The organism is Streptomyces sp. JNUCC 63 (assembly GCF_054366325.1).
On record NZ_CM135963.1, the window covers coordinates 5,754,891 to 5,778,118 of the forward strand.

Sequence of the window (23,228 nt, forward strand, 5' to 3'; positions counted from 1 at the left end):
CGGGCCGTCCCGAGCTCTCAGGCGCTCAACGCATGCCGCCGCAGCAATGAGGCCAGCGCGGCAGCGAACTCCACCGGCTCCACCGGCAAGGTGACCGCCGCGTCCGCGCGACTCCACGTCGCCAGCCACGCATCCTGCGGCCGAGCGATCAGCAGCAGCACCGGCGGGCAGTCGAAGACCTCGTCCTTGATCTGCCGGCACATCCCCATGCCACCCATCGGCACGGCCTCGCCGTCCAGGACGCAGACGTCGATCCCGCCCCTGTCCAGCTCCTTGAGCACCGCGGCGGGCGTGGCGCACTCCAGGAACTCCACCACAGGGGCGTCCGGGGCCGGCCGGCGGCCGCAGGCCAACCGCACCTGCTCCCGGGTGTTGGCGTCGTCGCTGTAGACCAGCACCGTGGCGGTCGCCTGCATTGTTCCTCCGCGTCGTTGGTCGGGGAAACCCGTCGGGAACCGTCGGGAACTCACGGGTACCGATGGCGCGGATGCTACCCCCTCCCACCCCTGGTCAACAGCGGCTGGAACAGTCCTTCGATGGGCCATACGGGGAGGGCACACCCCCCGGACACTCCGAACAGCACCCCCCGGGGTGAGGGCGGGATAAGCGACCGACATAATGTCGGCGTGGCGACAGCAACGACAGTAGATACCGGGCACGCGCACCCGTCGGTCAACCGACCGAACCTCACCAGCGTCGGAACCATCATCTGGCTGAGTTCCGAGCTGATGTTCTTCGCGGCCCTCTTCGCGATGTACTTCACCCTGCGCTCGGTGACGGGTCCGGCGCATTGGAAGGAGATGGCGGGCGCTCTCAACGTCCCCTTCTCGTCGGTGAACACCACGATCCTGGTGCTCTCCTCACTCACCTGCCAGCTCGGCGTCTTCGCCGCCGAGCGCGGGGACGTGAAGAAGCTCCGGGGCTGGTTCATCGTCACCTTCATCATGGGTGCGATCTTCATCGGTGGCCAGATCTTCGAGTACACCGAGCTGGTGAAGCACGAGGGGATCTCCATCTCCTCCGACCCCTACGGCTCGGTGTTCTACCTGACCACCGGCTTCCACGGCCTGCATGTGCTGGGCGGTCTCATCGCCTTCCTGCTGGTCCTCGGCCGCACCTACGCGGCCCGGAGGTTCACCCACGAGCAGGCGACCGCGGCCATCGTCGTGTCCTACTACTGGCACTTCGTCGATGTCGTCTGGATCGGACTCTTCGCGACGATCTACTTGATTCAGTAGCCGACGAGCCGATCCAAGTCCGCAAAGCATCGACGCAGAAGATCCTGACACCGGGGTAATCGTGAAAAAGCTCTCCGCACGACGACGCCATCCGCTGGCGGCGGTCGTCGTCCTACTCCTCGCGCTGGCGGCCACTGGGGGGCTGTACACCGCGTTCGCACCCGCGAGCAAGGCAAAGGCCGACGACACCGCCCAGTCCCTCGCCATCGAAGAGGGCAAGAAGCTCTACCTGGTCGGCTGCGCCAGCTGCCACGGCACCGGTGGTGAGGGCACCACCGACGGTCCGAGCCTGGTGGGCGTGGGCGCCGCTGCGGTCGACTTCCAGGTGGGCACCGGCCGTATGCCGGCCCAGCAGCCGGGCGCGCAGGTCCCGCGCAAGAAGGTCAAGTACACCCAGGCCGAGATCGACCAGCTCGCCGCGTACATCGCCTCGCTCGGCGCCGGCCCGGCCACGCCGACGACGAACCAGTACAACCCCGCGGGCGCGGACGCCGCCAAGGGCGGTGAGCTGTTCCGCACCAACTGCGCCCAGTGCCACAACTTCACCGGCAAGGGCGGTGCGCTGACGCACGGCAAGTACGCCCCGGAGCTGCAGGGTGTGAGCAACAAGCACATCTACGAGGCCATGCTGACCGGCCCGCAGAACATGCCTTCCTTCCCCGACAGCACGCTGACGGAGCAGAACAAGAAGGACGTCATCGCGTACCTCAACGAGGTCAACGGTGAGGAGAGCACGACCCCGGGCGGTATGGACCTGGGCGGTATCGGACCGGTCAGTGAGGGTCTGTTCGCCTGGATCTTCGGGCTGGGTTCCCTGATCGCGGTCGCCGTCTGGGTCGCCGCTCGGACCGCAAAGGCCAAGAAGTCATGAGTAGCCGAGACATTCCAGAAGAGAACCTGCCTGCAGAGCAGGCCGTCCACGAGCGCGGGCGCGGCGCGGTCTCCGTGGCGGACGAGCGGAACCCGTTCGCCGACCCGGGCCTGCCGCCCCACGAGCACCGGATCCAGGACGTCGACGAGCGGGCCGCCAAGCGGTCCGAGCGCACCGTCGCCCTGCTGTTCACGGTGTCGATGCTGGCCACCATCGGCTTCATCGCCTCGTACGTGACGATCCCGCACGACAAGTCGGTCTTCGTCTTCCCGATCGGGCGCATCAACGCGCTGAACTTCGCGCTGGGCCTGACGCTGGGCGTGGCGCTGTTCGCGATCGGCGCGGGCGCGGTCCACTGGGCCCGCACCCTGATGTCCGACGTGGAGGTCGCCGACGAGCGTCACCCGATCGAGGCGTCCCCCGAGGTCCGTGCCAAGGTCCACGCGGACTTCAAGCAGGGCGCCAAGGAGTCGGCGATCGGCCGCCGCAAGCTGATCCGCAACACGATGCTCGGCGCGCTCACCCTGGTGCCGCTGACCGGCGTCGTGCTGCTGCGCGACCTGGGCCCGCTGCCCGGGACCACCCTGCGCACCACGCGGTGGGCCAAGGGCAAGCAGTTGGTCAACATGAACACCAACCTGCCGCTGCGCCCCGAGGACATCGCGGTCGGCTCGCTCACCTTCGCCATGCCCGCGGGGCTGAAGGAGACGGACGAGGACTTCCAGACCGAGATCGCCAAGGCCGCCCTGATGGTCGTCCGGCTCCAGCCGGGCGACATCAAGGACAAGCGCGAGCTCGACTGGGGGCACGAGGGCATCGTCGCCTTCTCGAAGATCTGCACCCACGTGGGTTGCCCGATCTCCCTGTACGAGCAGCAGACGCACCACGCCCTGTGCCCGTGCCACCAGTCCACCTTCGACCTCTCCGACGGTGCCCGAGTGATCTTCGGTCCCGCCGGCCACGCCCTGCCGCAGCTGCGCATCGACGTGGACGAAAAGGGTTACCTCCAGGCGCTCGGCGACTTCGAGGAGCCTGTCGGTCCTGCATTCTGGGAGCGCGGATGAGTACAACAGCAGCGAACGAGTCCCGCTCGCGCGGGAAGGCGCCGAGCGGCGAGAGGCTCGCCGACTGGGCCGACGGCCGGCTCGGGATCTACGCCCTGGCCAAGGCCAACATGCGGAAGATCTTCCCCGACCACTGGTCGTTCATGTTGGGCGAGGTCTGCCTCTACAGCTTCATCATCATCATCCTCACGGGTGTGTACCTGACGCTGTTCTTCCACCCCTCGATGAACGAGGTGGTGTACAACGGCTCGTACGTCCCGCTGCAGGGTCAGCTGGTGAGCGAGGCGTTCAACTCGACCATGCACATCTCCTTCGACGTGCGCGGTGGTCTGCTCATCCGGCAGATCCACCACTGGGCCGCGCTGATCTTCCTGGCCGGCATGTTCGTGCACATGATGCGCGTGTTCTTCACCGGCGCGTTCCGCAAGCCGCGTGAGGTCAACTGGCTGTTCGGCTTCCTGCTGTTCGTCCTGGGCATGTTCACCGGCTTCACCGGTTACTCGCTCCCGGACGACCTGCTCTCCGGCACCGGTGTCCGCTTCATGGAGGGCGCGATCCTGTCCGTGCCGGTCGTCGGCACGTACCTGTCGTTCTTCCTCTTCGGCGGCGAGTTCCCCGGTCACGACTTCGTGGCCCGGTTCTACTCGATCCACATCCTGCTGCTGCCGGGCATCATGCTGGGCCTGCTGGTGGCCCACCTGATCCTGGTCTTCTACCACAAGCACACGCAGTTCGCGGGCCCCGGAAAGACCAACAACAACGTGGTCGGCATGCCGCTGCTGCCGGTCTACATGGCCAAGGCCGGAGGCTTCTTCTTCCTGGTCTTCGGTGTCATCGCGGTCATCTCGGCGATCGCGGAGATCAACGCGGTCTGGACCCTCGGTCCCTACCGTCCGGACCAGGTGTCCACGAACGCCCAGCCCGACTGGTACATGGGCTTCTCCGAGGGCCTGATCCGTGTGATGCCGGGCTGGGAGATCAACTTCTGGGGTCACACGCTCGTCCTGGGTGTGTTCATCCCGCTGATGATCTTCCCGCTGGTCCTGGTGGCGATCGCGGTCTACCCGTTCATCGAGGCCTGGGTCACCGGTGACAAGCGCGAGCACCACATCCTGGACCGCCCGCGCAACGCCCCGACTCGTACCGCCTTCGGCGCGGCGTGGATCTCCTGGTACTTCGTGCTGCTGGTCGGCGGCGGAAACGACCTGTGGGCCACGCACTTCCACCTGTCGATCAACGCGATCACCTGGTTCGTGCGCGTCGGCTTCTTCCTCGTGCCGGCCGTGGTGTTCGTCGTCACCAAGCGGATCTGCCTCGGCCTGCAGCGCCGCGACAAGGAGAAGGTGCTGCACGGTCGCGAGACCGGCATCATCAAGCGCCTGCCGCACGGTGAGTTCATCGAGGTCCACGAGCCGCTCAGCCAGGAGCAGCTCTACACCCTCACGGCGCACCAGCAGTACGAGCCGGCCGAGATCGGCCCGGCGGTCGACGAGAACGGCGTCGAGCGCAAGGTGGGCGTCAAGCAGAAGCTGCGCGCCAAGCTCAGCAACGCGTACTACGGCGAGGACAACCAGATCCAGAAGCCGACCGTCGAGGAGTACAAGGAGATCACGAGCGGCCACGGCCATCACTGATCGCTGACCGCTGAGCGTCGCCACGCCACGGTCGAGAGGCCCCGTCCGAACCTCGGACGGGGCCTCTCGCTGTGCGCCGGGCTGGATAGGGTGGAGTTGTTCGAGATTCGTCCCGCACTACGGGACACCGACCCAGGAGCGGCTTATGAGCGCTGTGACCCCCGCTGGAGGCGATACCGCGGCGGGCCGTTCCTGGCCCGTCCTGCTGAACGGCCTGCTGGAGGGCCGGGACCTCACCGCCGACGAGACCGCCTGGGCGATGGACCTGATCATGCGCGGCGAGGCGACCGAGGCGCAGATCGCCGGGTTCGTGGTGGCCCTGCGGGCCAAGGGCGAGACGGTGGAGGAGATCACCGGTCTGGTCCGCGCGATGTACGAGCACGCGAACGTGATCGAAGTGCCGGGCGCGGCCGTCGACATCGTCGGCACGGGCGGCGACGGCGCGAAGACGGTGAACATCTCCACGATGTCCTCGATCGTCGTGGCCGGCACGGGCGTCAGTGTCGTCAAGCACGGCAACCGGGCCGCGTCCTCCGCGTCCGGAGCCTCCGACGTGCTGGAGAAGCTCGGCGTCAATCTGGAGCTGACCCCGCAGCGGGTGGCCGAGGTGGCCCGGGAGGCCGGGATCACCTTCTGCTTCGCCGTCAAGTTCCACCCGGCGCTGCGTCACGCCGGCGCCGCACGCGGCCAGCTGGCCATCCGCACGGTGTTCAACGTGCTCGGCCCGTTGACCAACCCGGCCAGGGTGCGGGCACAGGCCGTCGGGGTCGCGGACCCGCGCATGGCGCCGGTCGTCGCCGGAGTCTTCGCCGAGCGGGGCCACTCCTCCCTGGTCTTCCGGGGCGACGACGGCCTGGACGAGCTCACCACGACCTCCACCTCCCGGGTGTGGATCGTCCGGGACGGCAAGGTCACCGAGGAGCGCTTCGACCCGCGCGACGTCGGCATCGAGCTGGTGCCCGTGGACGCCCTGCGTGGTGCGGACGCCTCCTACAACGCCGAGGTCGCCCGGCGTGTGCTGGACGGCGAGAAGGGGCCCGTACGGGACGCCGTCCTGCTGAACTCGGCGGCGGCACTGGTGGCGTTGCAGCCGGGCTCGGGCACGCTCGCCGAGCAGCTCCGGGCCGGCATGGACCGCGCGGCGGAGTCGATCGACTCCGGGGCGGCCAAGCGCACGCTGGAGCGCTGGGTGGCGGCCAGCAACGCCTGAGACGCGGCCCGTCCGACGCAAGGCGCAGTCCACGATCCGGACTGCGCCTTGCGCGTCGGAGAACGTGTGGCAGGATGCTGAACCAGGTCATGAGTGACAGCCCTTTGGCCCCGGCCGGCTGTCCGGCAACCCTCCGTCCGTGGCGGGGTGCCCCGGGTGAGGACCAGGCCGTAGGCAGCGAGGTCTACGGCAAGCGCGGACCCCTCGCGCTCCTTTGAGCGGACACCAGGGGTCCTGGGGTCGTACGAGGGAGCCTTCCGTGAGCGAGCGAATGCGTTAGGGCGTAGAGCCCCGCCTCCGCATCCCCCTTTTCACCTTTCTCCACGCTTGAGCCGCGCCTGCTCGCGTGGTGATTCCGCCTGCTTCCACGGGAGTTCACCCATGTCCGTGTCCACCGTTGCCGCCGAACAGTCCGTTTGTGCCCCGCTGCCCGTTCTGGGCGGGGATGTCACCGTCCCGCTCGTCACCGGCGGTGAGGTCACCTACGCCGCGCTCGACTACGCCGCCAGCGCGCCCGCCCTCCAGCGGGTCTGGGACGACGTGGCGGCGTACGTGCCGTACTACGGCAGCGTGCACCGCGGCGCCGGCTACCTCTCCCAGCTCTCCACCGAGCTGTTCGAGAACGCCCGGAAGACGGTCGCCGAGTTCCTCGACTGCCGCATCGAAGGCAGCTTGGGCGAAGCCCGGTCCGGCAAGGGTGGTGGGCGACGGGAGGGGGACCAGGTGGTCTTCACCCGGTCCACCACCGACTCCCTGAACCTCCTGGCCCGCGCGCTTCCGGCCGGCTGCCAGGTCTTCGTCTTCGAGACCGAGCACCACGCCGCGCTGCTGCCCTGGCAGCACGCGCGGGTCACCTGCCTGGACGCCCCGCGCACCCCGCAGCAGGCCGTACGGACGCTGGAGCTGGCCCTGGCCGACCGCGACCCCTACGGCCCGGCCCTGGTCTGTGTCACCGGAGCCTCCAACGTCACCGGCGAGCTGTGGCCCGTACGGGAACTGGCCGCCGCCGCGCACGCCCACGGCGCCCGCATCGTCCTGGACGCCGCCCAGCTCGCCCCGCACCACCCGGTGTCGGTCCGCGACCTCGACGTCGACTGGGTCGCCTTCTCGGGCCACAAGCTCTACGCCCCCTTCGGCGCGGGCGTGCTGGCCGGCCGCGCCGACTGGCTGCGCGAGGCCGAGCCGTACCTGGCGGGCGGCGGCGCCAGCCGCAGGGTCGCGCGGCGCGCCGACGGGGGAGTGGACGTCCACTGGCACGACGGCGAGGCCCGCCACGAGGCCGGCTCCCCGAACGTCATCGGCGCCTACGCCATCGCCTCGGCCTGCAAGGCACTGACCGAGGCCGGCTTCGACGCGCTGGTCGCCCGCGAGCAGCACCTGATCCGCAAGGTCCGCGAGGGCCTCGCCGAGATCCCGGAGGTGAAGACCCTGTCCCTCTTCGGCGCCGACGCCCCGAGGGTCGGCGTGATCTCCTTCGTGGTCGCGGGCTGGAACAGCTCCCACTTCGCCGCCGCGCTCTCCGCCGAGTACGGCATCGGCGTCCGCGACGGCCTCTTCTGCGCCCACCCTCTGGTCCGCACCCTGCTCGACGGCGACCCGCAGGCCCAGGGCGAGTGCGGCGGCCCCGATGCCGCCATCCGCGTCAGCTTCGGCGCGGGCACACCCGACGAGCACGTGGACCGCTTCGTGACGGCGGTGGGGGAACTGGTCGCAAACGGTGCGAAGTGGCGCTACCGCACGGAGAACGGCCGCTGCATCCCCGCGGTGGGTGAGTAACGGAAGGGGCGCGGGGCTGCGTCGATATGCGGCTCCTCCCCCAAGCTCCTGACGAGCAGGGGGGACCCCCATCGTGGGCGCGACCAGCCACGAACGACCGGCACCCGCGCACGCACCGCGCCTCGCAGACGCCTAGGCGCCCCTCACGAGTCCAGCCCGATGGCGAACGCGGCCTCGAGGTCATGCTGCGAGTACGTGCGGAAAGCGACGTGCGTGTCCGTGGCCTCCACCCCGGGGATCTTGCTGATCCGTCCCGGAATGATCTCCGCCAGATCCTCGTGCTGCCGCACCCGCACCATGGCGATCAGATCGTACGTCCCGGTCACGGAGAACACCTCGCTCACGCTGTCCAGTGAAGCGATCCGCTCGGCGATCTCGGGGATCCGGTCCACGCTGGTCTTGATGAGGACGATCGCGGTGATCACGGCTGTTTCTCTCCCTCGGGGGCCGGAGCAGGGGCGACCTTCACTCTAGTCTCCCGGCCGAATCCGGCCCACGCGCAGGCGAAGCCCAGGGCGAAGCCCACCACATGGGCCAGGTAGGCCACGCCCGGCCCCTGCGCCGCGCGCCCGGCGGCCAGCCACTGCAGGGCCGCCCAGAACGGCAGCACCACCCACGCGGGGAACCGCAGCGGCAGGAAGAACAGGAACGGGAAGAGACTGGTCACCCTGGCCCGGGGGAACAGGTAGAGAAACGCGCCGAGGACCGCCGAGATCGCTCCCGAGGCCCCCACCAGGGACTGCCCGGAGGCGGTGTTGGCGGCCGCGTAGCCCACCAGGGCGAGGTAGCCGCAGCCGACGTAGAACAGCGTGAACCGGACGCGGCCCATGCGCTCCTCGGTCATCGCCCCGAAGACGCAGAGGAAGAGCATGTTGCCGAGCAGATGCACCCAGCTGCCGTGCACGAACAGGGCCGTCGCCGGGGTGAGGGCGGCTCGCGGTGCGCCGGTGAACAACTCGGCGGGGATCACGCCCCAGCGCCGGAAGTACGCCCGCTGGGCGAGCAGCAGCGCGTCGCCGGTGCCGTAGCCGGAGCTGAGGCCCGCCGCCGGGCCGGTCACGAAGATCAGGCAGCACAGGACGATCAGGGCGCACGTCACCGGCGCCCGCACGGTCCGTACGGTCCCGACCGCCCTGACTGCCTTGACTAGCCTGACCGCCCGGACGGCCACCGCGTTCCTGTTGCCGGTCATGTGTACAGAGCATGGCGCAACGGGACGCAACCGCACGGACCGCCTCGCCGTCATGGACACACCCAGCGACGGGTCGCCGCCAGGCCGTAGGGTTACGTGCCACACGCTCCGGGGAAGCCGGCGCGTCACGGAAACTAGAAGGAAAGCGAACAGTCACGATGACGGTTCCCCTGCCGACCGCCACGACGCGGTGGCGCTGCACTCTCTGCGGCAACCTCACCCGCTTCGACGTGACGCGCTCGTCGAAGGTCGTCGAGTACGTCCACCTCGATCTGGCCGGAGAGCCCAGGGTCGAGGAGCGCGAGGTGGTCAGTGAGACGATCGAATCGGTGCGCTGCCGCTGGTGCAACGCCGTGGACCAGGTGGAACTCGTGGACAGGCCGGGCGCCGGCTCCTGAGCGGAGCGGGCCCCGTACGGATGGCCCCCCGCGGGGGTCCCGCAAGCATTGGGGTTGACGGATGGTGGAGACACAAGGCGGGGGGCCGGCCGACGGCGCCGCTGAGGTGTTCGACCGTCCGCTGCCCGACGGGGTGCGTCGCAGGGTCGTCCAGATCGTCTCCGACGCCTTCGGCGGGCTGAAGGTCGGCGAGCTGCCGGCGCAGCTGCGGCAGTACGCCCGGTTCACCCCCAGTCGCCGGGCGAAGTTCGCGGGCAACGCGATGGCGGCGGCGCTGGAGACCGATCCGGTGTTCCGCCAGCGCATCGGGGAGAAGTTCAGAGAGGCCCAGCCGGAGCTGTCCGGCGCCCTGGACTCCGGCTCGCCGCTCCCGGCCGCGGACCCGCTCGACGTGGCGGCCGCGGCCTATGTGCTGAGGTCGGCGGGCTGGGTGAAGCTGGTGACCGCGGCCGGCGAGGAGGCCCAGCGGGCGGATGCCGAGCGCGCCGACGAGGAGAGCCGGGCCGAGCTGGAGCGGCTGCGCGCCGAGCTGGCGGCGGCCCGCGAGCAGACCCGGGCCGACACCGAGCGGCTGCGCGCCGAGCTGGACACCGCCAGGAAAGAGACCGAGTCGCTGCACCGCAAGCTGCGGGCCGCGCTCAGCGACGTCAAGCGGGGTGAGGCCGCGCTGCGCAAGGCGCGCGCCGAGACGGAGGCCGTACGAGCCGAGGGGCAGGCGCAGGTGTCGGCCGCCGAGAGCGAGACCCGGCGGCTCAAAGCGCGCCTGGGCGAGGCGGAGGCCGCGCTCGAGGCCACCCGCAGGGCGGCCCGTGAGGGGCGCAGCGTCGAGGACATGCGGGTACGGCTGCTGCTGGACACCGTGCTCGACGCGGCCCAGGGGCTGCGCCGGGAGCTTGCGCTGCCGCCGGTGTCGGTGCGGCCCGCTCAGACCGTGGAGGCGGTCGAGCCGGGCCGGATGACCCCCAAGGACATCGCCGCCCGCGCGCTGTCCGAGCACGATCCGGCGATCCTCGACCAGCTGCTCGCGCTGCCGCAGGTGCATCTGGTCGTCGACGGCTACAACGTCACCAAGACCGGCTATCCCCAGATGCCTCTGGAGAAGCAGCGGCTCAGGCTCCTCGGTCAGCTCTCGCAGCTCGCCGCGCAGACCGGCGCGGAGGTCACCTGCGTCTTCGACGGGGCCGAGCTGGCCGCGCCGGTGCTGCTCGCGCCGCCGCGCGGGGTGCGGGTGCTGTTCTCCAAACCGGGCGTCACCGCGGACGAGTTGATCCGCCAGCTGGTGCGGGCCGAGCCGCCCGGCCGGCCGGTCGTCGTCGCCTCCACCGACCGCGAGGTGGCCGACGGCATCGCGAAGGCGGGCGCGCGGCCGGTCGCGTCGGCGGTTCTCCTCAAGCGCCTGTCACGCGGCTGAAAACGGGCATAAGGCGATATCCCCCTCAAGGGCAGCGTAGGGGTTTAAGACCGGAATTACCGGGACCACCATGCAACTCAGCGTCAACCTGGCTTTACTTCTGGTGAGTTGGAAGCAAAGAATGCATTGCGCGCCGGGATTTTTCGGCGGAGGATTTGAATTCGTCACGATGAGGTCACTAAGGTCTGGCGTCGAACCTCCGAGCGGGTGATCACTCAGAAGAAGGAGCTCGCTTTCGTGGCGTCCCATCGTCGACCCAAGCAACCGAGTCGCGCACGTGTGAGCGTGCTCACCACCGTGGCGGCAGCGGCCGTAGCCGTCAGTGCCCAGGCCGCGAACGCCGCCCCGAGCGCGAACCCCAGCAAGGACGAGGTCAAGTCCAGGGTCGACAAGCTCTACGAGCAGGCGGAGCAGGCCACCGAGAAGTACAACGGGGCCAAGGAGAAGCAGGAGAAGCTCCAGAAGGAGATCTCCACCATCCAGGACAACGTCGCCCGCGGCCAGCAGGACCTCAATCAGCTGCGCGACAGCCTCGGTTCGGTGGCGGCCGGCCAGTACCGCACCGGCGGGATAGACCCCGCGCTCCAGCTCTTCCTGTCCTCCGACCCGGACGACTACCTCGACAAGGCCTCCACGCTCGACCAGTTGAGCGGCCAGCAGGTCGAGGCGCTGAAGAAGATCCAGGACAAACAGCGCGAACTCGCCCAGGAGCGGGCCGAGGCCACCGCCAAGCTCAAGGATCTCGCCGCCACCCGCACCGAGCTGGGCAACAAGAAGAAGGAAGCCCAGACCAAGCTCGCCGAGGCGCAGCGGCTCCTCAACTCCCTCACGGCGCAGGAGAAGGCGGCGCTCGCCGCCGAGCAGGACCGCGCCAGCCGCGCCTCCGCCGAGCGGGTCCAGCTGGGCAACGCCCCCTCCGCCTCCGGTCGGGCCGGCGCCGCCTTCGCCGCCGCGCAGACCAAGCTCGGCTCCCCGTACGTCTACGGCGCCACCGGCCCGTCCTCCTACGACTGCTCGGGCCTGACCTCCTGGGCCTACGGCCAGGCCGGGGTCGGCCTTCCGCGCACCTCCCAGGCCCAGGCCAACGCGGGCACCCGCATCTACTCGCAGAGCCAGCTCCAGGTCGGCGACCTGGTCATCTTCTACGGCGACCTGCACCACGTCGGTCTCTACGCGGGCAACGGCCAGGTGCTGCACGCCCCGCGCCCCGGCACCGTCGTGCGCTACGAGTCGATCAACAACATGCCCTTCCAGTTCGGCGTCCGCGTCTGACCCCACCCGGACCCCGCCCGGAACCAAGGCGCCGTACCGCCCGAACGGGCGAATCCCGGCACCCCACGCCGACCCCGCGCCCCGCCCGTGACCTGCGTCAAAGGCGGGGCGCCGGTGTTCACTGCCCACGCCGGCGGCCCGGAGGGGCCGCAGCGGCACTGCTAGTGTCGCCCTGTCCGACGACGTAGTTGGCGGACCTACCGCCGGACGGGCGGGAAGTGAAGCCTGTGGAGACCTTGTCGGACCACCCCCAGGGGTGGCAGGGGTCGATGAAGCAGGAACCCGAGGGAGCATCGCGGAGCGGTGCAGACCGGAATCGTCTGCGTTCGCGCAGGCGAGGACGTCAATGTCTGGCGCGTTTCCCCCCAGGCCTGGGCGCCCCGCGCCCTGGTCCGGGGAAGCGGTCAGTGTCCGCCAGTGGAGGGAGTACGGCTTCCCGTGAGGTCCCATCGCCGCCTTGCACCGTCCGGGTTCGACCGGGGCGCCGGCGCCGCGTTCTGCGTTCTGTCCGCCGCGGCCACCGCCCTGGGCGCCGTACCGGTCGGCTCGGCCGTCGCCGCGCCGCACGGCGACACCCGGGCCGAGGTCGACCGCCTCTACCAGGAGGCCGAGAAGGCGACCGAGGCCTACAACAAGGCCGGCGAGCGCGCCGGCCTCCTGCGTGACCGGGTACACGACTCCCAGGACCGCATCGCCCGGCAGCAGCAGCGCATCAACGACCTCAGGGAATCGCTCGGTTCCGTCGCCGGAGCCCAGTACCGCTCCGGCTTCGACCCCTCCCTCGCCCTGCTCTTCTCCCACGACCCGGCCGACTACCTCGACCGGGCCGCCGCCCTCGACCGGATCACCACCCACCAGGCCGGCGAACTGAAGGACCTGCGGCAGACCCTGCGCGAAATCTCCCAGGAGCGCGCCGAGGCCACCCGCGCCCTCGCCGAACTCGACAAGAGCCGCAAGGCGGCCGTCACCCACAAACGCACCGTCGAGCGGAAACTCGCCGAGGCCCGGCGGCTGCTCGGCTCCCTGTCCCCGTCGGAGCGCGAGGCCTACGACCGGGCCTCCCGCTCCCGCCGCGACGGCTTCCTCCCCGGCTTCGACGACGGCCCGGCCGCCTCCGCCCGCGCGGCCGCCGCCGTCGCCGCCGCCCGCTCCGCGCTCGGCCGCCCCTACGTCTGGGGCGCCAACGGACCCTCCGGATTCGACTGTTCCGGCCTGATGCAGTGGGCGTACGCGCAGGCCGGGGTGGATCTGCCGCGCACCTCGCAGGAGCAGCGCAACGCCGGCCGGCACATCCCGCTCTCCCAGGCCCGGCCCGGCGACCTCGTCGTCTACCGCTCCGACGCCGGACATGTCGCGATGTACGTGGGCAACGGCCGGGTGATCCACGCACCCCACCCGGGCGCCCCGGTGCGCTACGACCCGGTGAACATGATGCCCGTCTCGTCGGTCACCAGGGTCTGACGGCCACCCCGATGCCGCCGTACGATCGGGAAATGGCTGGTCGTTGGCGGACGTCGAGATCCTCAGAGCCTGTCGTCGAACTCCCGCCTGCTGCGCGGCGTCCGGCACGCACTCCCCCGAGCTCTTCGAGCAGGGAGGGACCCCCAGCCGCGTTGCCGAACCGCCCATGTGGCTCCTCCCCCAAGCTCTCGGCTTCTTCCCCAAGTTCTCGACTTCGCTCGAACAGGGGGGACCCCCATGAGCAGGGGGGACCCCCATCGAGGAGGCTCCGGCGCCTTGCGATCGCACGCTCCCCCAAGCTCTTGACGAGCAGGGGGAACCCCCATCGCCGCCGCGCAGCCCGCCCTCCGGGCGGACGACGGGAGTTCGACGACAGGCTCTCGGTCCTGGTGGTGAGCCTGCTGCTCGCCTCCCTGACGGCCTGCGGCGGGCCGTCCGCGGCCGACACCGCCAGGACCGAGGTGCAGCGGGTGCTCGACCGGCGGGCGGCGGCGGTCCTCCACCACGACCCGGCGGCCTACGCCGCCACCGGCAGCCGCGCCCCGTACGCGAACCTGAAGTCCGTACCGCTGACGGCCTGGTCCTACCGCCTGACCGGCCTGCACCGCACCGGTCACACCGCCACCGCACAGGCCGAACTGCGCTACCGGGTGACCGGGTACGACAAGGCACCGGTCACCGTGGGCCGCACGCTCACCCTGTCCACCGGCGCCGACGGGAAGTGGTACGTCGACTCCGACCGCCCTGGGAAGAAGTCCGCCCAGCAACTGTGGGACCAGGGCCCGGTGTCGGTGGTCCACGGGCGGCGCAGCCTCGTCCTCGGCGTCGGCCGGCCCACCGCGACCCTGCACCGCTACGCCGAGCTGGCCGACCGCGCGGTGCCCGCCGTGTCGGACGCGTGGGGCACCGACTGGAGCCGGCGCGTCATGCTGCTCGTCCCGGGGTCCCTGCGGGACATGGCCGGACTGCTCGGCTCACCCGCCTCCAACTACCGCGGGATCGCCGCCGTCACCACGGGCGAGACCGGAGGCACGGGCCGGGCGCCCGCGGACCGGATCATCGTCAACCCCGACGCCTACGGCATGCTCGGCCCGCTCGGCAAACAGGTCGTGCTCACCCACGAGACGACCCACGTCGCCACCCGCGCCCACACCAACCCGGCCACCCCGCTGTGGCTCTCCGAGGGCTACGCCGACTGGGTCGGTTACCGCCGCACCGGCCGCACCCCGGTCCAGGCCGCCCCGGAACTCCAGCGGGCCGTCTCCGACGGAAACGTTCCGGCCGCCCTGCCCACCGACAAGGACTTCGGCTTCGCCGGCGACCCCACCGGGCTCGCCCAGGCATACGAGAGCGGCTGGATGGCCTGCCGCATGATCGCCGCCCACTGGGGCGAACACGACCTCGACGCCTTCTACCGAGCCGTCGGCACCCACACCCGACGCGAGGGCGCCGTCGAGGAGGCCCTGCGAAAGGTCCTCGGCACCACCCTGGAGCAGTTCACCGAGCAGTGGCGTGAGTATCTGAGGAATCAACTGGGCTGACCGAGCCGGCCGGGCCGGGGACCGTCGCGCGCCACAGTGCGCGGCACGCGGTCACGCAGGCGGCGACCAGCAGGCCGTTGCGGAGGAACAGGAGGCCGACACCCGGGCGGTCGCCGGCCACGACGTCCCCGAAGAAGACCGGGAACTCCAGGACCGTCACCAAGGCCGCCACCAGCACCAGACCGGCCGGCAACCCCATGCCGCTGTCGCGGAAGCACAGGCAGACGGCGGCCAGGGCGACCAGCCACACCACATACTGCGGACTGATCACGCGGCTGGTGGTCGTGAAGAGCAGTGCAGCCGTGAACGCGGCGTCCGCCAGGGCGGTCGGGCCGAAGCGGCGCGCGCTCAGCCGCCACAGCAGCAGCCAGCCGAACGCGGCTCCGGTCAGCGCCAGGGACGCGGTGCTCACCACGCCGACGTACGGGCCGACGAACTCCACCGAGCCGTAGTTCATCAGCACCTGACCGCTCCAGCCGAAGTGCCGGGCCACGTGGAAGACGAGCGCGCCCAGCGACTCCACCTCCGTGCCCCGGTCCCGCTGGGCGGTCAGGAAGGACAGCGCCCCCGGCATGGTGAGGACGAACAGCGAGCCGAGGGCGGTCGCGGTCACCGCCGCGGCCACCCACGACCGGCGCCGGACCGCGCCGACCAGGAGCAGCGCCGGCCACACCTTCAGCAGCGCCCCGAAGCCGGCCAGCGCCCCCATCGCCCGCGGGTACCGGGTCCCCGCGAACAGCGCGGCCACGGCCACCGCGGTCACCATCACGTCGTAGCGCGCGTACAGGGTCGGACCGAGCAGGGCCGCGCCCACCGTCCACACCCAGGCGCCGCGCAACGGACGGCCGGGGCGCCGGCCGCCGTACAGCAGCAGACACAGCACCGCCAGGTCGGCCAGCAGGGCCAGGACGCTGAAGGCGGCGGTGTAGTCCAGGAACGGCAGGACGGCGGGGGAGAGGATCGCCAGCGCGGCGGCGGGCGGGTACTGCCAGGTGACGTCGTCCAGCGGGAAGGTGCCGCCCCGCAGCACCTCGTACCACCCCTGGTAGATCACCGACACATCACTGGTGACGTCCGGCCCGGGGAAGACGAACACCTTGAAAGTGAAGAGCAGCAGCACCGCCCGCGTGACACCCCAGGCCGCCAGTACCCCCGCCAGGTTCCGACGCGTGCCCGTCCCGTCCACCTCAGGCCCCGTCCGTCCGCTTTCCGTCCCGAGCACGATCTCCCGGCCGGCTGTGCGCGGGCCGGGAAGCACGGCCGTATCCGGCCGTCTCACCCGGGTTGGGTAGGGTCGGCGGCGATGCACAAGACCCTCATCGTAACCAACGACTTCCCGCCCCGGCCCGGCGGGATCCAGGCGTTCCTGCACAACATGGCGCTGCGGCTGGACCCGGAGCGGCTGGTCGTCCACGCCTCCACCTGGAAGCGGAGCCGGGAGGGCGTCGAGGCGACGGCGGCGTTCGACGCGGAGCAGCCCTTCACCGTCGTACGCGACCGTACGACGATGCTGCTGCCCACCCCGCAGGCGACCCGGCGCGCGGTCGGGCTGCTGCGGGAACACGGGTGCACCTCGGTGTGGTTCGGGGCGGCGGCCCCGCTCGGACTGATGGCGCCGGCCCTCCGGAAGGCGGGCGCCCGGCGGCTGGTGGCCACCACCCACGGCCACGAGGCCGGATGGGCCCAACTGCCCGCTGCCCGCGGCCTGTTGCGCCGCATCGGGGAGTCCACGGACACGATCACCTACCTCGGCGAGTACACCCGCTCCCGGATCGCCGGCGTGCTGACCCCCGAGGCCGCCGCGCGGATGGTGCAACTGCCGCCGGGGGTCGACGAGAAGACCTTCCACCCGGGCTCCGGCGGCGACGAGGTGCGCGCCCGGCTCGGGCTCACCGACCGGCCGGTGGTCGTCTGTGTCTCACGACTGGTGCGGCGCAAGGGCCAGGACACCCTCATCCGGGCCATGCCCCGGATCCTGGCCGCCGAGCCCGACACCGTGCTGCTGATCGTCGGCGGCGGGCCGTACGAGAAGGACCTGCGCAGGCTCGCGGCGGAGACCCGGGTGGCCGCTTCCGTGCGCTTCACGGGCCCGGTGCCCTGGGCCGAACTGCCCGCGCACTACGGCGCCGGTGACGTCTTCGCCATGCCCTGCCGCACCCGGCGCGGCGGACTCGACGTCGAGGGCCTGGGCATCGTCTACCTGGAGGCGTCCGCGACCGGCCTGCCCGTCGTCGCCGGGGACTCCGGCGGCGCGCCCGACGCGGTGCTGGACGGCGAGACCGGCTGGGTCGTGCGCGGCGGCTCCCCCCAGGAGGCCGCCGACCGCATCGTCACCCTCCTCGGCGACGCCGAGCTGCGCCACCGCATGGGGGAGCGGGGCCGGCGCTGGGTCGAGGAGAAATGGCGATGGGACCTGCTGGCGGACCGGCTCAAGGAACTTCTGTGAGGCTCTACTTGGCGTAGAGGGCCTCGATCTCGTCCGCGTGGTCCTTCGCGACCACGTTCCGCTTGAGTTTCAGCGACGGGGTGAGGTGGCCCGACTCCTCCGTGAACTGGGAGGGGAGGACGCGGAACTTCCGCACCGACTCCGCCTTCGACACCGCGGCGTTGCCGTCGTCGACCGCCGTCTGGATCGCCGCCAGCAGATCCGGGTCCTCGCGCAGCGACGCCGCGGTGGAGCCGGCCGGCTTGCCGTGCTCGGCGCACCAGCGGCCCAGGAACTCCTCGTCCAGGGTGATCAGCGCGCCCACGAACGGCCGTCCGTCGCCCACCACCATGCACTCCGCGACCAGCGCGTGCGCCCGGATACGGTCCTCGATCACGGCCGGGGCGACGTTCTTGCCGCCCGCGGTGACGATGATCTCCTTCTTCCGCCCGGTGATCCGCAGATACCCGTCCTCGTCGAGGGTGCCGATGTCACCGGTGTGGAACCAGCCGTCGCCCAGTGCCTCCCGCGTCGCGGCCGGGTTGTTCCAGTACTCCTTGAACAGGTGCTCGCCGTGCAGCAGCACCTCCCCGTCGTCCGCGATACGGACCACGGACCCCGGCAGCGGCTGCCCGACCGTACCGATCTTCTGCCGGTCCCAGGGGTTGAAGGCGGTGGCCGCGCAGGACTCGGTCAGGCCGTAGCCCTCCAGGACCGTGAAGCCGATGCCGCGGAAGAAGTGGCCCAGGCGCTCGCCGAGCGGGGCGCCGCCGGAGATGGCGTACTCGCCGCGCCCGCCGAGCACCGCGCGCAGCTTGCTGTAGACCAGTTTGTCGAAGACCTTGTGCTTGACCTTGAGCCCGAAGGACGGACCCCCCGGAGCGTCCAGCGCCTCGCTGTACGCGATCGCCGTGTCCGCGGCCTTGTCGAAGATCTTGCCCTTGCCGTCCGCCTGCGCCTTGGCGCGGGCCGAGTTGTAGACCTTCTCGAAGACCCGGGGGACACCGAGGATCAGCGTCGGGCGGAACGCGGCCAGCTCGTCGGTGAGGTTCTTGATGTCCGGCACGCAGCCCAGCTTGATCGGCGCCATCATCGGCGCGACCTGCACCAGCCGCCCGAAGACGTGCGCCAGCGGCAGGAAGAGCAGCACGGAGCACTCACCGGTACGGAACAGCGGCCGCAGCCGCTCCACCACGTTCCCGCACTCGGCGAAGAAGGCGCGATGGGTGAGCACACACCCCTTGGGCCGCCCGGTCGTACCGGAGGTGTAGACGATGGTCGCCGGATCGTCGGCCTTCGCCAGCGAACTGCGCTCCTCGACCATGGCGTCGCTGATGCCCTGCCCTGCCCGGCCCAGCTCCTCGACCGCGCCGGCCTCGATCTGCCAGACGTTCTTCAGGGCGGGCAGCGTCTCGCGCGCCGACTCCACGGCGGCGGCGTGGTTGTCCAGCTCCACGATGCAGGCGGTCGCGCCGGAGTCGCCGAGGATCCACTGCACCTGCTCCGCCGAGCTGGTCTCGTACACCGGCACGGTGACGGCGCCCGCGCTCCAGATCGCGAAGTCCAGCAGCGTCCACTCGTACCGCGTGCGCGACATCAGGCCCACCCGGTCACCCGGCTGGATACCGGAGGCGACGAGCCCCTTGGCGGCGGCGTGCACCTCGGCGAGGAAGTCCCTCGCCGTCACGTCCTGCCAGACGCCACCCACCTTGCGCGCGATGACGGCGACATCGGGATGCTGCGAGGCGTTTCTGCGGACGATGTCGGTCAGATTGCCGTCTGCGGGGACCTCGTAGAGAGCCGGAAGACTGAACTCGCGCAAGACTGCTGCTCCTCATAGGGCGCCGGCGCCACGACGTTGTTGAAATCCAGAAACGCTGGACGGCCCGGACGTTACCCGTCAGTACGGTTCTCCGACAGGGGTCCCGGCGAGATGTTCGCTGTGTCACACGGACTGATGTTCTTGTGCGCACAGTAGTCGACCCGCTGAACGCCTAGCCAGTAACGGCGGGTCCCGCCCCCACGGTTCACCAGGCTCCGCCCCTGTTCATTAGGCTCCATGGACATGGCACCCACATCGGCCGGCCGCGGCAGGACACGCATCCATGTGGTCAGCGACGTGCACGGCAACGCACGTGACCTGGCCCGAGCGGGCGAGGGCGCCGACGCCCTGGTCTGCCTCGGCGATCTGATCCTCTTCCTCGACTACGCCGACCACTCGCGCGGAATCTTCCCCGACCTGTTCGGCGTGGAGAACGCCGACCGCATCGTCGAACTGCGCACCGCCCGCCGTTTCGCCGAGGCCCGCGAGTTCGGCGCCCGGCTGTGGGCGGGCCTCGACGGCGACCGCACGGCGGTCATCGAACAGGCGGTGCGCAGGCAGTACGCGGAACTCTTCGCCGCGTTCCCCACCCCGACGTACGCCACCTACGGCAATGTCGACATGCCGCCCCTGTGGAAGGAGTACGCCCGCGAGGGCACCACCGTGCTCGACGGGGAACGCGTCGAGATCGGCGGCCGCGTCTTCGGCTTCGTGGGGGGCGGTCTGCGCACCCCCATGCGCACCCCCTACGAAATCACCGACGAGGAGTACGCCGCGAAGATCGAAGCGGTCGGCGAGGTAGACGTCCTGTGCACCCACATCCCGCCCGAGGTCCCCGAACTCGTCTACGACACCGTCGCCCGCCGCTTCGAACGCGGCAGCCGCGCCCTGCTCGACGCCATCCGCCGCACCCGCCCCCGCCATGCCCTCTTCGGCCATGTCCACCAGCCGCTGGTACGGCGGATGCGGATCGGCGCGACCGAGTGCGTGAACGTGGGGCACTTCGCCGGGACCGGCCGGCCCTGGGTACTCGAATGGTGAGCGTTCCGGCCGACCACGCAGGTGGGGTGGAGTCCGGCGGCCGGCCGCGCGGTAGCCTTCACGCTGCACACACGTGCGCACGACACCCGCACCACCGGCCGAGTACGGCCGCACCACCGGCGCGCATCTGGAGGAGCCACGGCGATGGCGGAACACACCAGCTCGAGCATCACGATCGAGGCGGCACCGGCCGACGTCATGGGGGTGATCGCCGACTTCGCCCGCTACCCCGACTGGACCGGTGAGGTGAAGGAGGCCGAGGTCCTCAAGGCCGACGACCAGGGCCGAGCCGAGCAGGTGCGCCTGGTCATGGACGCGGGCGCCATCAAGGACGACCAGACCCTGGCGTACACCTGGACCGGCGACCACGAGGTCTCCTGGACCCTGGTGAAGTCCCAGATGCTGCGCTCCCTGGACGGTTCCTACCTCCTCAAGCCGACCGGCCCCCGGACGACCGAGGTGACCTACCGCCTCACGGTGGACGTCAAGATTCCCATGCTGGGCATGATCAAGCGGAAGGCGGAGAAGGTCATCATCGACCGGGCGCTGGCGGGCCTCAAGAAGCGGGTGGAGTCCCCCGACGAGTAACGCCGGCGGAAGCACCACAACCGAGGTCGCGGGCCCGCCCGGGGCCCCTGCCCCAGGGTGCGGGCCCACCCGGGGCACGAATCCCCACGCGCCGGCCGCGAGGGAGCCGAAGGGCGCGCCGGGGCCGGGGCGGCCGGGGTGCCCCTGCTCGAAGAGCTCGGGGGAGCGCGGAGGCGCGAAGCGCTGAGCACGATCGCCGCCTCGGCCCCGGCTTCCAGCGCCCGTAGGCGACCGAGCCGTCAGACCCGCGGCCCACTACAAGCCCCACGGTCGACCAAGTAAAAACCCCACGGCGGACCGAGCCGTCCACCACACCACCCACCTACCGTTACCGTTCACCCCCATGCGCACCCTCCTGATCACGGGCCCCGGCGGATCCGGCCGCACAACGATCTCCGCCGCCACCGCACTGACCGCCGCCCGTGAAGGCGTGGACACCCTCGTCCTCAGCGCCGACCGCACGGACACCCTGGGCACGGCGCTCGGGGTGCCCACCGGGGCGTCCCCGGTGCCGGTCGCCCCGCACCTCACCGCCTGGCGCCCCGACGCGGCGGCCGACTTCCGGGCGGACCTGGCCGCCTTCCAGGACCGCGCGCGCAACGTCCTGGACCTCCTCGGGGCCTCCCGCCTCGACGCCGAGGAGGTCACCCCGCTGCCCGGGGCCGAGGAGCTGGCCCTGCTGCGGGCGTTGCGCGACGCGGCGCTGTCGGAGCGGTTCGAGCTGCTGGTCGTCGACCTGCCGCCCGCCCCGCAGGCGCTCGCCCTGCTGGCCCTGCCCGAGGAACTGCGCCGCTATCTGCGCCGCCTCCTTCCCCCTGAGCGGCAGGCGGCCCGCGCCCTGCGCCCGGTCCTCGGGCGGCTCGCGGGGGTGCCCATGCCGGCGGAGTGGCTGTACGAGACGGCCGCCCGGTGGGACGTCGAGCTGGCCGCCGTGGCGGCGGTCGTCGCGGATCCCGGCACGTCGGTACGCCTGGTCGCCGAGCCGGGTCCGGCCGGTGCGGACGCCGTCCGTGGCGCGGCGCTCGGTCTGGCCGTACGCGGCCTGGCCGTCGAGTCCCTGGTGGCCGGCCGTGTCCTGCCGGAGGCTCCCGCCGGCTCGTGGCTGGCGGGGCCGGTCGCGCAGCAGCGCAAGGCTCTGGACGAGTGGGAGGAGGCGTACTACGTCCATCGGGCCGCCCACCTGGGGCGGGACCCGCGTGGGCTGGACGATCTCGCGGCGCTGGCCGTGCCCGGCGCCAACCCGGCGACCGCCCCGGTCGAGTGGCCCGTCACCGACCGGCTCGCCGAGGACGGGGTGCTGGTGTGGCACATCCCGCTGCCCGGGGCCATACGGGACGAGCTGGAACTCATTCGGCGGGGTGACGAACTCGTGCTGTCTGTCGGCCTGTTCCGCCGTATCGTGCCGTTGCCGTCGGCGCTGCGGCGGTGCGGCGTGGATGGAGCAGCTCTGCGGGACGGTGAGCTGCGGATCCGCTTCGCGCCGGATCCCGAGCTGTGGCCGCGTGGGTGAGGGCCCCGTCCCTGGGGCCGCGCCCCGGACCCCGGCAGGGGGCTTCGCCCCCTGCACCCCCGTTTCCCATCCTCCCGCCCGTCTCGCCGGGGACGAAGGTCCCGCCCACCCCGTCCTCGCGAGATGAACCCCGCACCCCCGTTCGGGTAACGTCGTAAGGACGAACCGTAGTCAGGAGTCCGCCATGAGCGAAGAGCGCGTACCGTCCGACGCCGCTCAGGAGGAGCCCGGGGGCGAGGCGCCGCGTGCCGGCGATGCCGATGCGTGGGCCACGGCCTGCGCCGAGGATCTCGCGGCGGAGAAGGCCCGCCGTCGCGCCCAGTACGGCCCGCCTCCCGGCTCGGCCGCCGAGGAGCTGCGCAAGTTCGTCGACACCGTCGCCGAGAAGCTGTCGTCGTTCCAGGCACCGTTGCTCGGCGCGGTCGCGGGGCCCGCGGCCCAGCAGGTGGTGCGGCAGGTCGTGGAGCAGGCCAGGGCGGCCGTCGAGCCGGTCATGGAGCGCAACCCCGACGTCTTCGACCATCTCGCCGCGGCCGGCAGCGAACTCCTCGCCGCCTACCGCTCCGCCGTCGAGTCCCAGGAACGCCGCTGGACGACGTCCCGCACCGGCGACAACCCGAAGGACGAGCTCACCGAGCTGGACGACCGCCCCGGCGACGGCCGCGACCGCGGCGAGGGCACCGGCGGCAGCGAGCGCATCGACCTGGACTGACGGATCCCTCAGGGCCTGATGTCGGGTCCGCCCTCCGGGCGGACGACGGGCCTTTGACGGCA

Annotated in this window: 21 protein-coding genes and 1 riboswitch; of the genes, 16 read left to right on the forward strand and 5 right to left on the reverse strand. The window is 71.2% G+C overall.

Features of this window, described 5'->3' with window-relative positions:
* Positions 1-17: 17 nt before the first annotated feature.
* On the reverse strand, positions 18-416 hold the full coding sequence (locus ACX25U_RS26445) for a hypothetical protein (RefSeq protein WP_454383621.1): 399 nt from the start codon (positions 414-416) through the stop codon (positions 18-20).
* 210 nt (positions 417-626) lie between these two features.
* On the opposite strand from ACX25U_RS26445, the gene ctaE reads away from it, so the two are divergent.
* The 6 genes from ctaE to ACX25U_RS26475 all read left to right on the forward strand — a co-directional run bounded on the left by ctaE (position 627) and on the right by ACX25U_RS26475 (position 7,793).
* A complete protein-coding gene (gene ctaE, locus ACX25U_RS26450; RefSeq protein ID WP_454383622.1) occupies positions 627-1,238 on the forward strand; it encodes an aa3-type cytochrome oxidase subunit III in 612 nt (203 codons plus the stop codon).
* A gap of 61 nt (positions 1,239-1,299) precedes the next feature.
* Positions 1,300-2,109, forward strand: a complete 810-nt coding sequence (gene qcrC / locus ACX25U_RS26455) for a cytochrome bc1 complex diheme cytochrome c subunit (protein ID WP_454383623.1) — start codon at positions 1,300-1,302, stop codon at positions 2,107-2,109.
* Entirely contained in the window at positions 2,106-3,173 is a 1,068-nt protein-coding gene (gene qcrA / locus ACX25U_RS26460; RefSeq protein ID WP_454383624.1) for a cytochrome bc1 complex Rieske iron-sulfur subunit, read from the forward strand. Before qcrC ends, qcrA begins: the two co-directional genes overlap by 4 nt.
* Entirely contained in the window at positions 3,170-4,807 is a 1,638-nt protein-coding gene (qcrB, locus tag ACX25U_RS26465; RefSeq protein WP_454383626.1) for a cytochrome bc1 complex cytochrome b subunit, read from the forward strand. The genes qcrA and qcrB overlap by 4 nt, the downstream gene beginning before the upstream one ends.
* Before the next feature lie 145 nt (positions 4,808-4,952).
* Positions 4,953-6,017 (forward strand): anthranilate phosphoribosyltransferase, encoded by a 1,065-nt coding sequence (gene trpD / locus ACX25U_RS26470; RefSeq protein WP_454383628.1) that lies wholly within the window; start codon positions 4,953-4,955, stop codon positions 6,015-6,017.
* Positions 6,018-6,102: 85 nt separating this feature from the next.
* Positions 6,103-6,219, forward strand: a riboswitch (SAM riboswitch).
* Between the two features lie 179 nt (positions 6,220-6,398).
* Positions 6,399-7,793: an aminotransferase class V-fold PLP-dependent enzyme gene (locus ACX25U_RS26475; protein ID WP_454383630.1), complete on the forward strand. Its 1,395-nt coding sequence runs from the start codon at positions 6,399-6,401 to the stop codon at positions 7,791-7,793.
* Positions 7,794-7,936: 143 nt separating this feature from the next.
* On the opposite strand, the gene ACX25U_RS26480 is transcribed toward ACX25U_RS26475, so the two are convergent.
* Together ACX25U_RS26480 and ACX25U_RS26485 are read right to left on the reverse strand one after the other, a co-directional pair.
* Complete coding sequence (locus ACX25U_RS26480) at positions 7,937-8,218, reverse strand: Lrp/AsnC family transcriptional regulator (RefSeq protein WP_454383632.1); 282 nt, start codon at positions 8,216-8,218, stop codon at positions 7,937-7,939.
* Entirely contained in the window at positions 8,215-8,985 is a 771-nt protein-coding gene (locus tag ACX25U_RS26485; protein WP_454383633.1) for a rhomboid family intramembrane serine protease, read from the reverse strand. The genes ACX25U_RS26480 and ACX25U_RS26485 overlap by 4 nt, the downstream gene beginning before the upstream one ends.
* A 158-nt stretch (positions 8,986-9,143) precedes the next feature.
* Here ACX25U_RS26485 and ACX25U_RS26490 point away from each other — a divergent pair, with 158 nt between their 5' ends.
* The 5 genes from ACX25U_RS26490 (at position 9,144) to ACX25U_RS26510 (ending at position 15,068) form a co-directional block, all read left to right on the forward strand.
* On the forward strand, positions 9,144-9,383 hold the full coding sequence (locus ACX25U_RS26490; RefSeq protein WP_454383634.1) for a hypothetical protein: 240 nt from the start codon (positions 9,144-9,146) through the stop codon (positions 9,381-9,383).
* Positions 9,384-9,444: 61 nt separating this feature from the next.
* Entirely contained in the window at positions 9,445-10,794 is a 1,350-nt protein-coding gene (locus ACX25U_RS26495; RefSeq protein WP_454383635.1) for an NYN domain-containing protein, read from the forward strand.
* A gap of 237 nt (positions 10,795-11,031) precedes the next feature.
* Positions 11,032-12,066, forward strand: coding sequence for an NlpC/P60 family protein (locus ACX25U_RS26500; RefSeq protein WP_454383636.1), 1,035 nt, complete (start codon positions 11,032-11,034; stop codon positions 12,064-12,066).
* 438 nt (positions 12,067-12,504) lie between these two features.
* Positions 12,505-13,527 carry an NlpC/P60 family protein gene (locus ACX25U_RS26505; protein ID WP_454383637.1) on the forward strand — a complete coding sequence of 341 codons (1,023 nt, stop codon included), beginning with the start codon at positions 12,505-12,507 and terminating at the stop codon, positions 13,525-13,527.
* Positions 13,528-13,913: 386 nt separating this feature from the next.
* A complete protein-coding gene (locus tag ACX25U_RS26510) occupies positions 13,914-15,068 on the forward strand; it encodes a hypothetical protein (protein ID WP_454394519.1) in 1,155 nt (384 codons plus the stop codon).
* Here the strand turns inward: ACX25U_RS26510 and ACX25U_RS26515 are convergent.
* Positions 15,025-16,254, reverse strand: coding sequence for a glycosyltransferase 87 family protein (locus tag ACX25U_RS26515; RefSeq protein ID WP_454383638.1), 1,230 nt, complete (start codon positions 16,252-16,254; stop codon positions 15,025-15,027). The two genes, ACX25U_RS26510 and ACX25U_RS26515, sit on opposite strands and share 44 nt — an antisense overlap.
* A 117-nt stretch (positions 16,255-16,371) precedes the next feature.
* On the opposite strand from ACX25U_RS26515, the gene ACX25U_RS26520 reads away from it, so the two are divergent.
* The gene (locus tag ACX25U_RS26520) at positions 16,372-17,514 is read left to right on the forward strand and encodes a glycosyltransferase family 4 protein (RefSeq protein ID WP_454383639.1); all 1,143 of its coding nucleotides are present in this window, start codon (positions 16,372-16,374) and stop codon (positions 17,512-17,514) included.
* A 4-nt stretch (positions 17,515-17,518) separates the two neighbouring features.
* Here the strand turns inward: ACX25U_RS26520 and ACX25U_RS26525 are convergent, their stop codons facing one another.
* Positions 17,519-19,315, reverse strand: coding sequence for an AMP-dependent synthetase/ligase (locus ACX25U_RS26525; protein ID WP_454383640.1), 1,797 nt, complete (start codon positions 19,313-19,315; stop codon positions 17,519-17,521).
* A gap of 243 nt (positions 19,316-19,558) precedes the next feature.
* On the opposite strand from ACX25U_RS26525, the gene ACX25U_RS26530 reads away from it, so the two are divergent.
* The 4 genes from ACX25U_RS26530 to ACX25U_RS26545 all read left to right on the forward strand — a co-directional run bounded on the left by ACX25U_RS26530 (position 19,559) and on the right by ACX25U_RS26545 (position 23,166).
* Positions 19,559-20,356: a metallophosphoesterase family protein gene (locus ACX25U_RS26530; protein ID WP_454383641.1), complete on the forward strand. Its 798-nt coding sequence runs from the start codon at positions 19,559-19,561 to the stop codon at positions 20,354-20,356.
* 144 nt (positions 20,357-20,500) lie between these two features.
* Positions 20,501-20,944 carry an SRPBCC family protein gene (locus ACX25U_RS26535; protein WP_454383642.1) on the forward strand — a complete coding sequence of 148 codons (444 nt, stop codon included), beginning with the start codon at positions 20,501-20,503 and terminating at the stop codon, positions 20,942-20,944.
* A gap of 343 nt (positions 20,945-21,287) precedes the next feature.
* On the forward strand, positions 21,288-22,454 hold the full coding sequence (locus ACX25U_RS26540; RefSeq protein ID WP_454383643.1) for an ArsA family ATPase: 1,167 nt from the start codon (positions 21,288-21,290) through the stop codon (positions 22,452-22,454).
* Between the two features lie 184 nt (positions 22,455-22,638).
* The gene (locus tag ACX25U_RS26545) at positions 22,639-23,166 is read left to right on the forward strand and encodes a DUF5304 domain-containing protein (protein WP_454383645.1); all 528 of its coding nucleotides are present in this window, start codon (positions 22,639-22,641) and stop codon (positions 23,164-23,166) included.
* Positions 23,167-23,228: the final 62 nt, after the last annotated feature.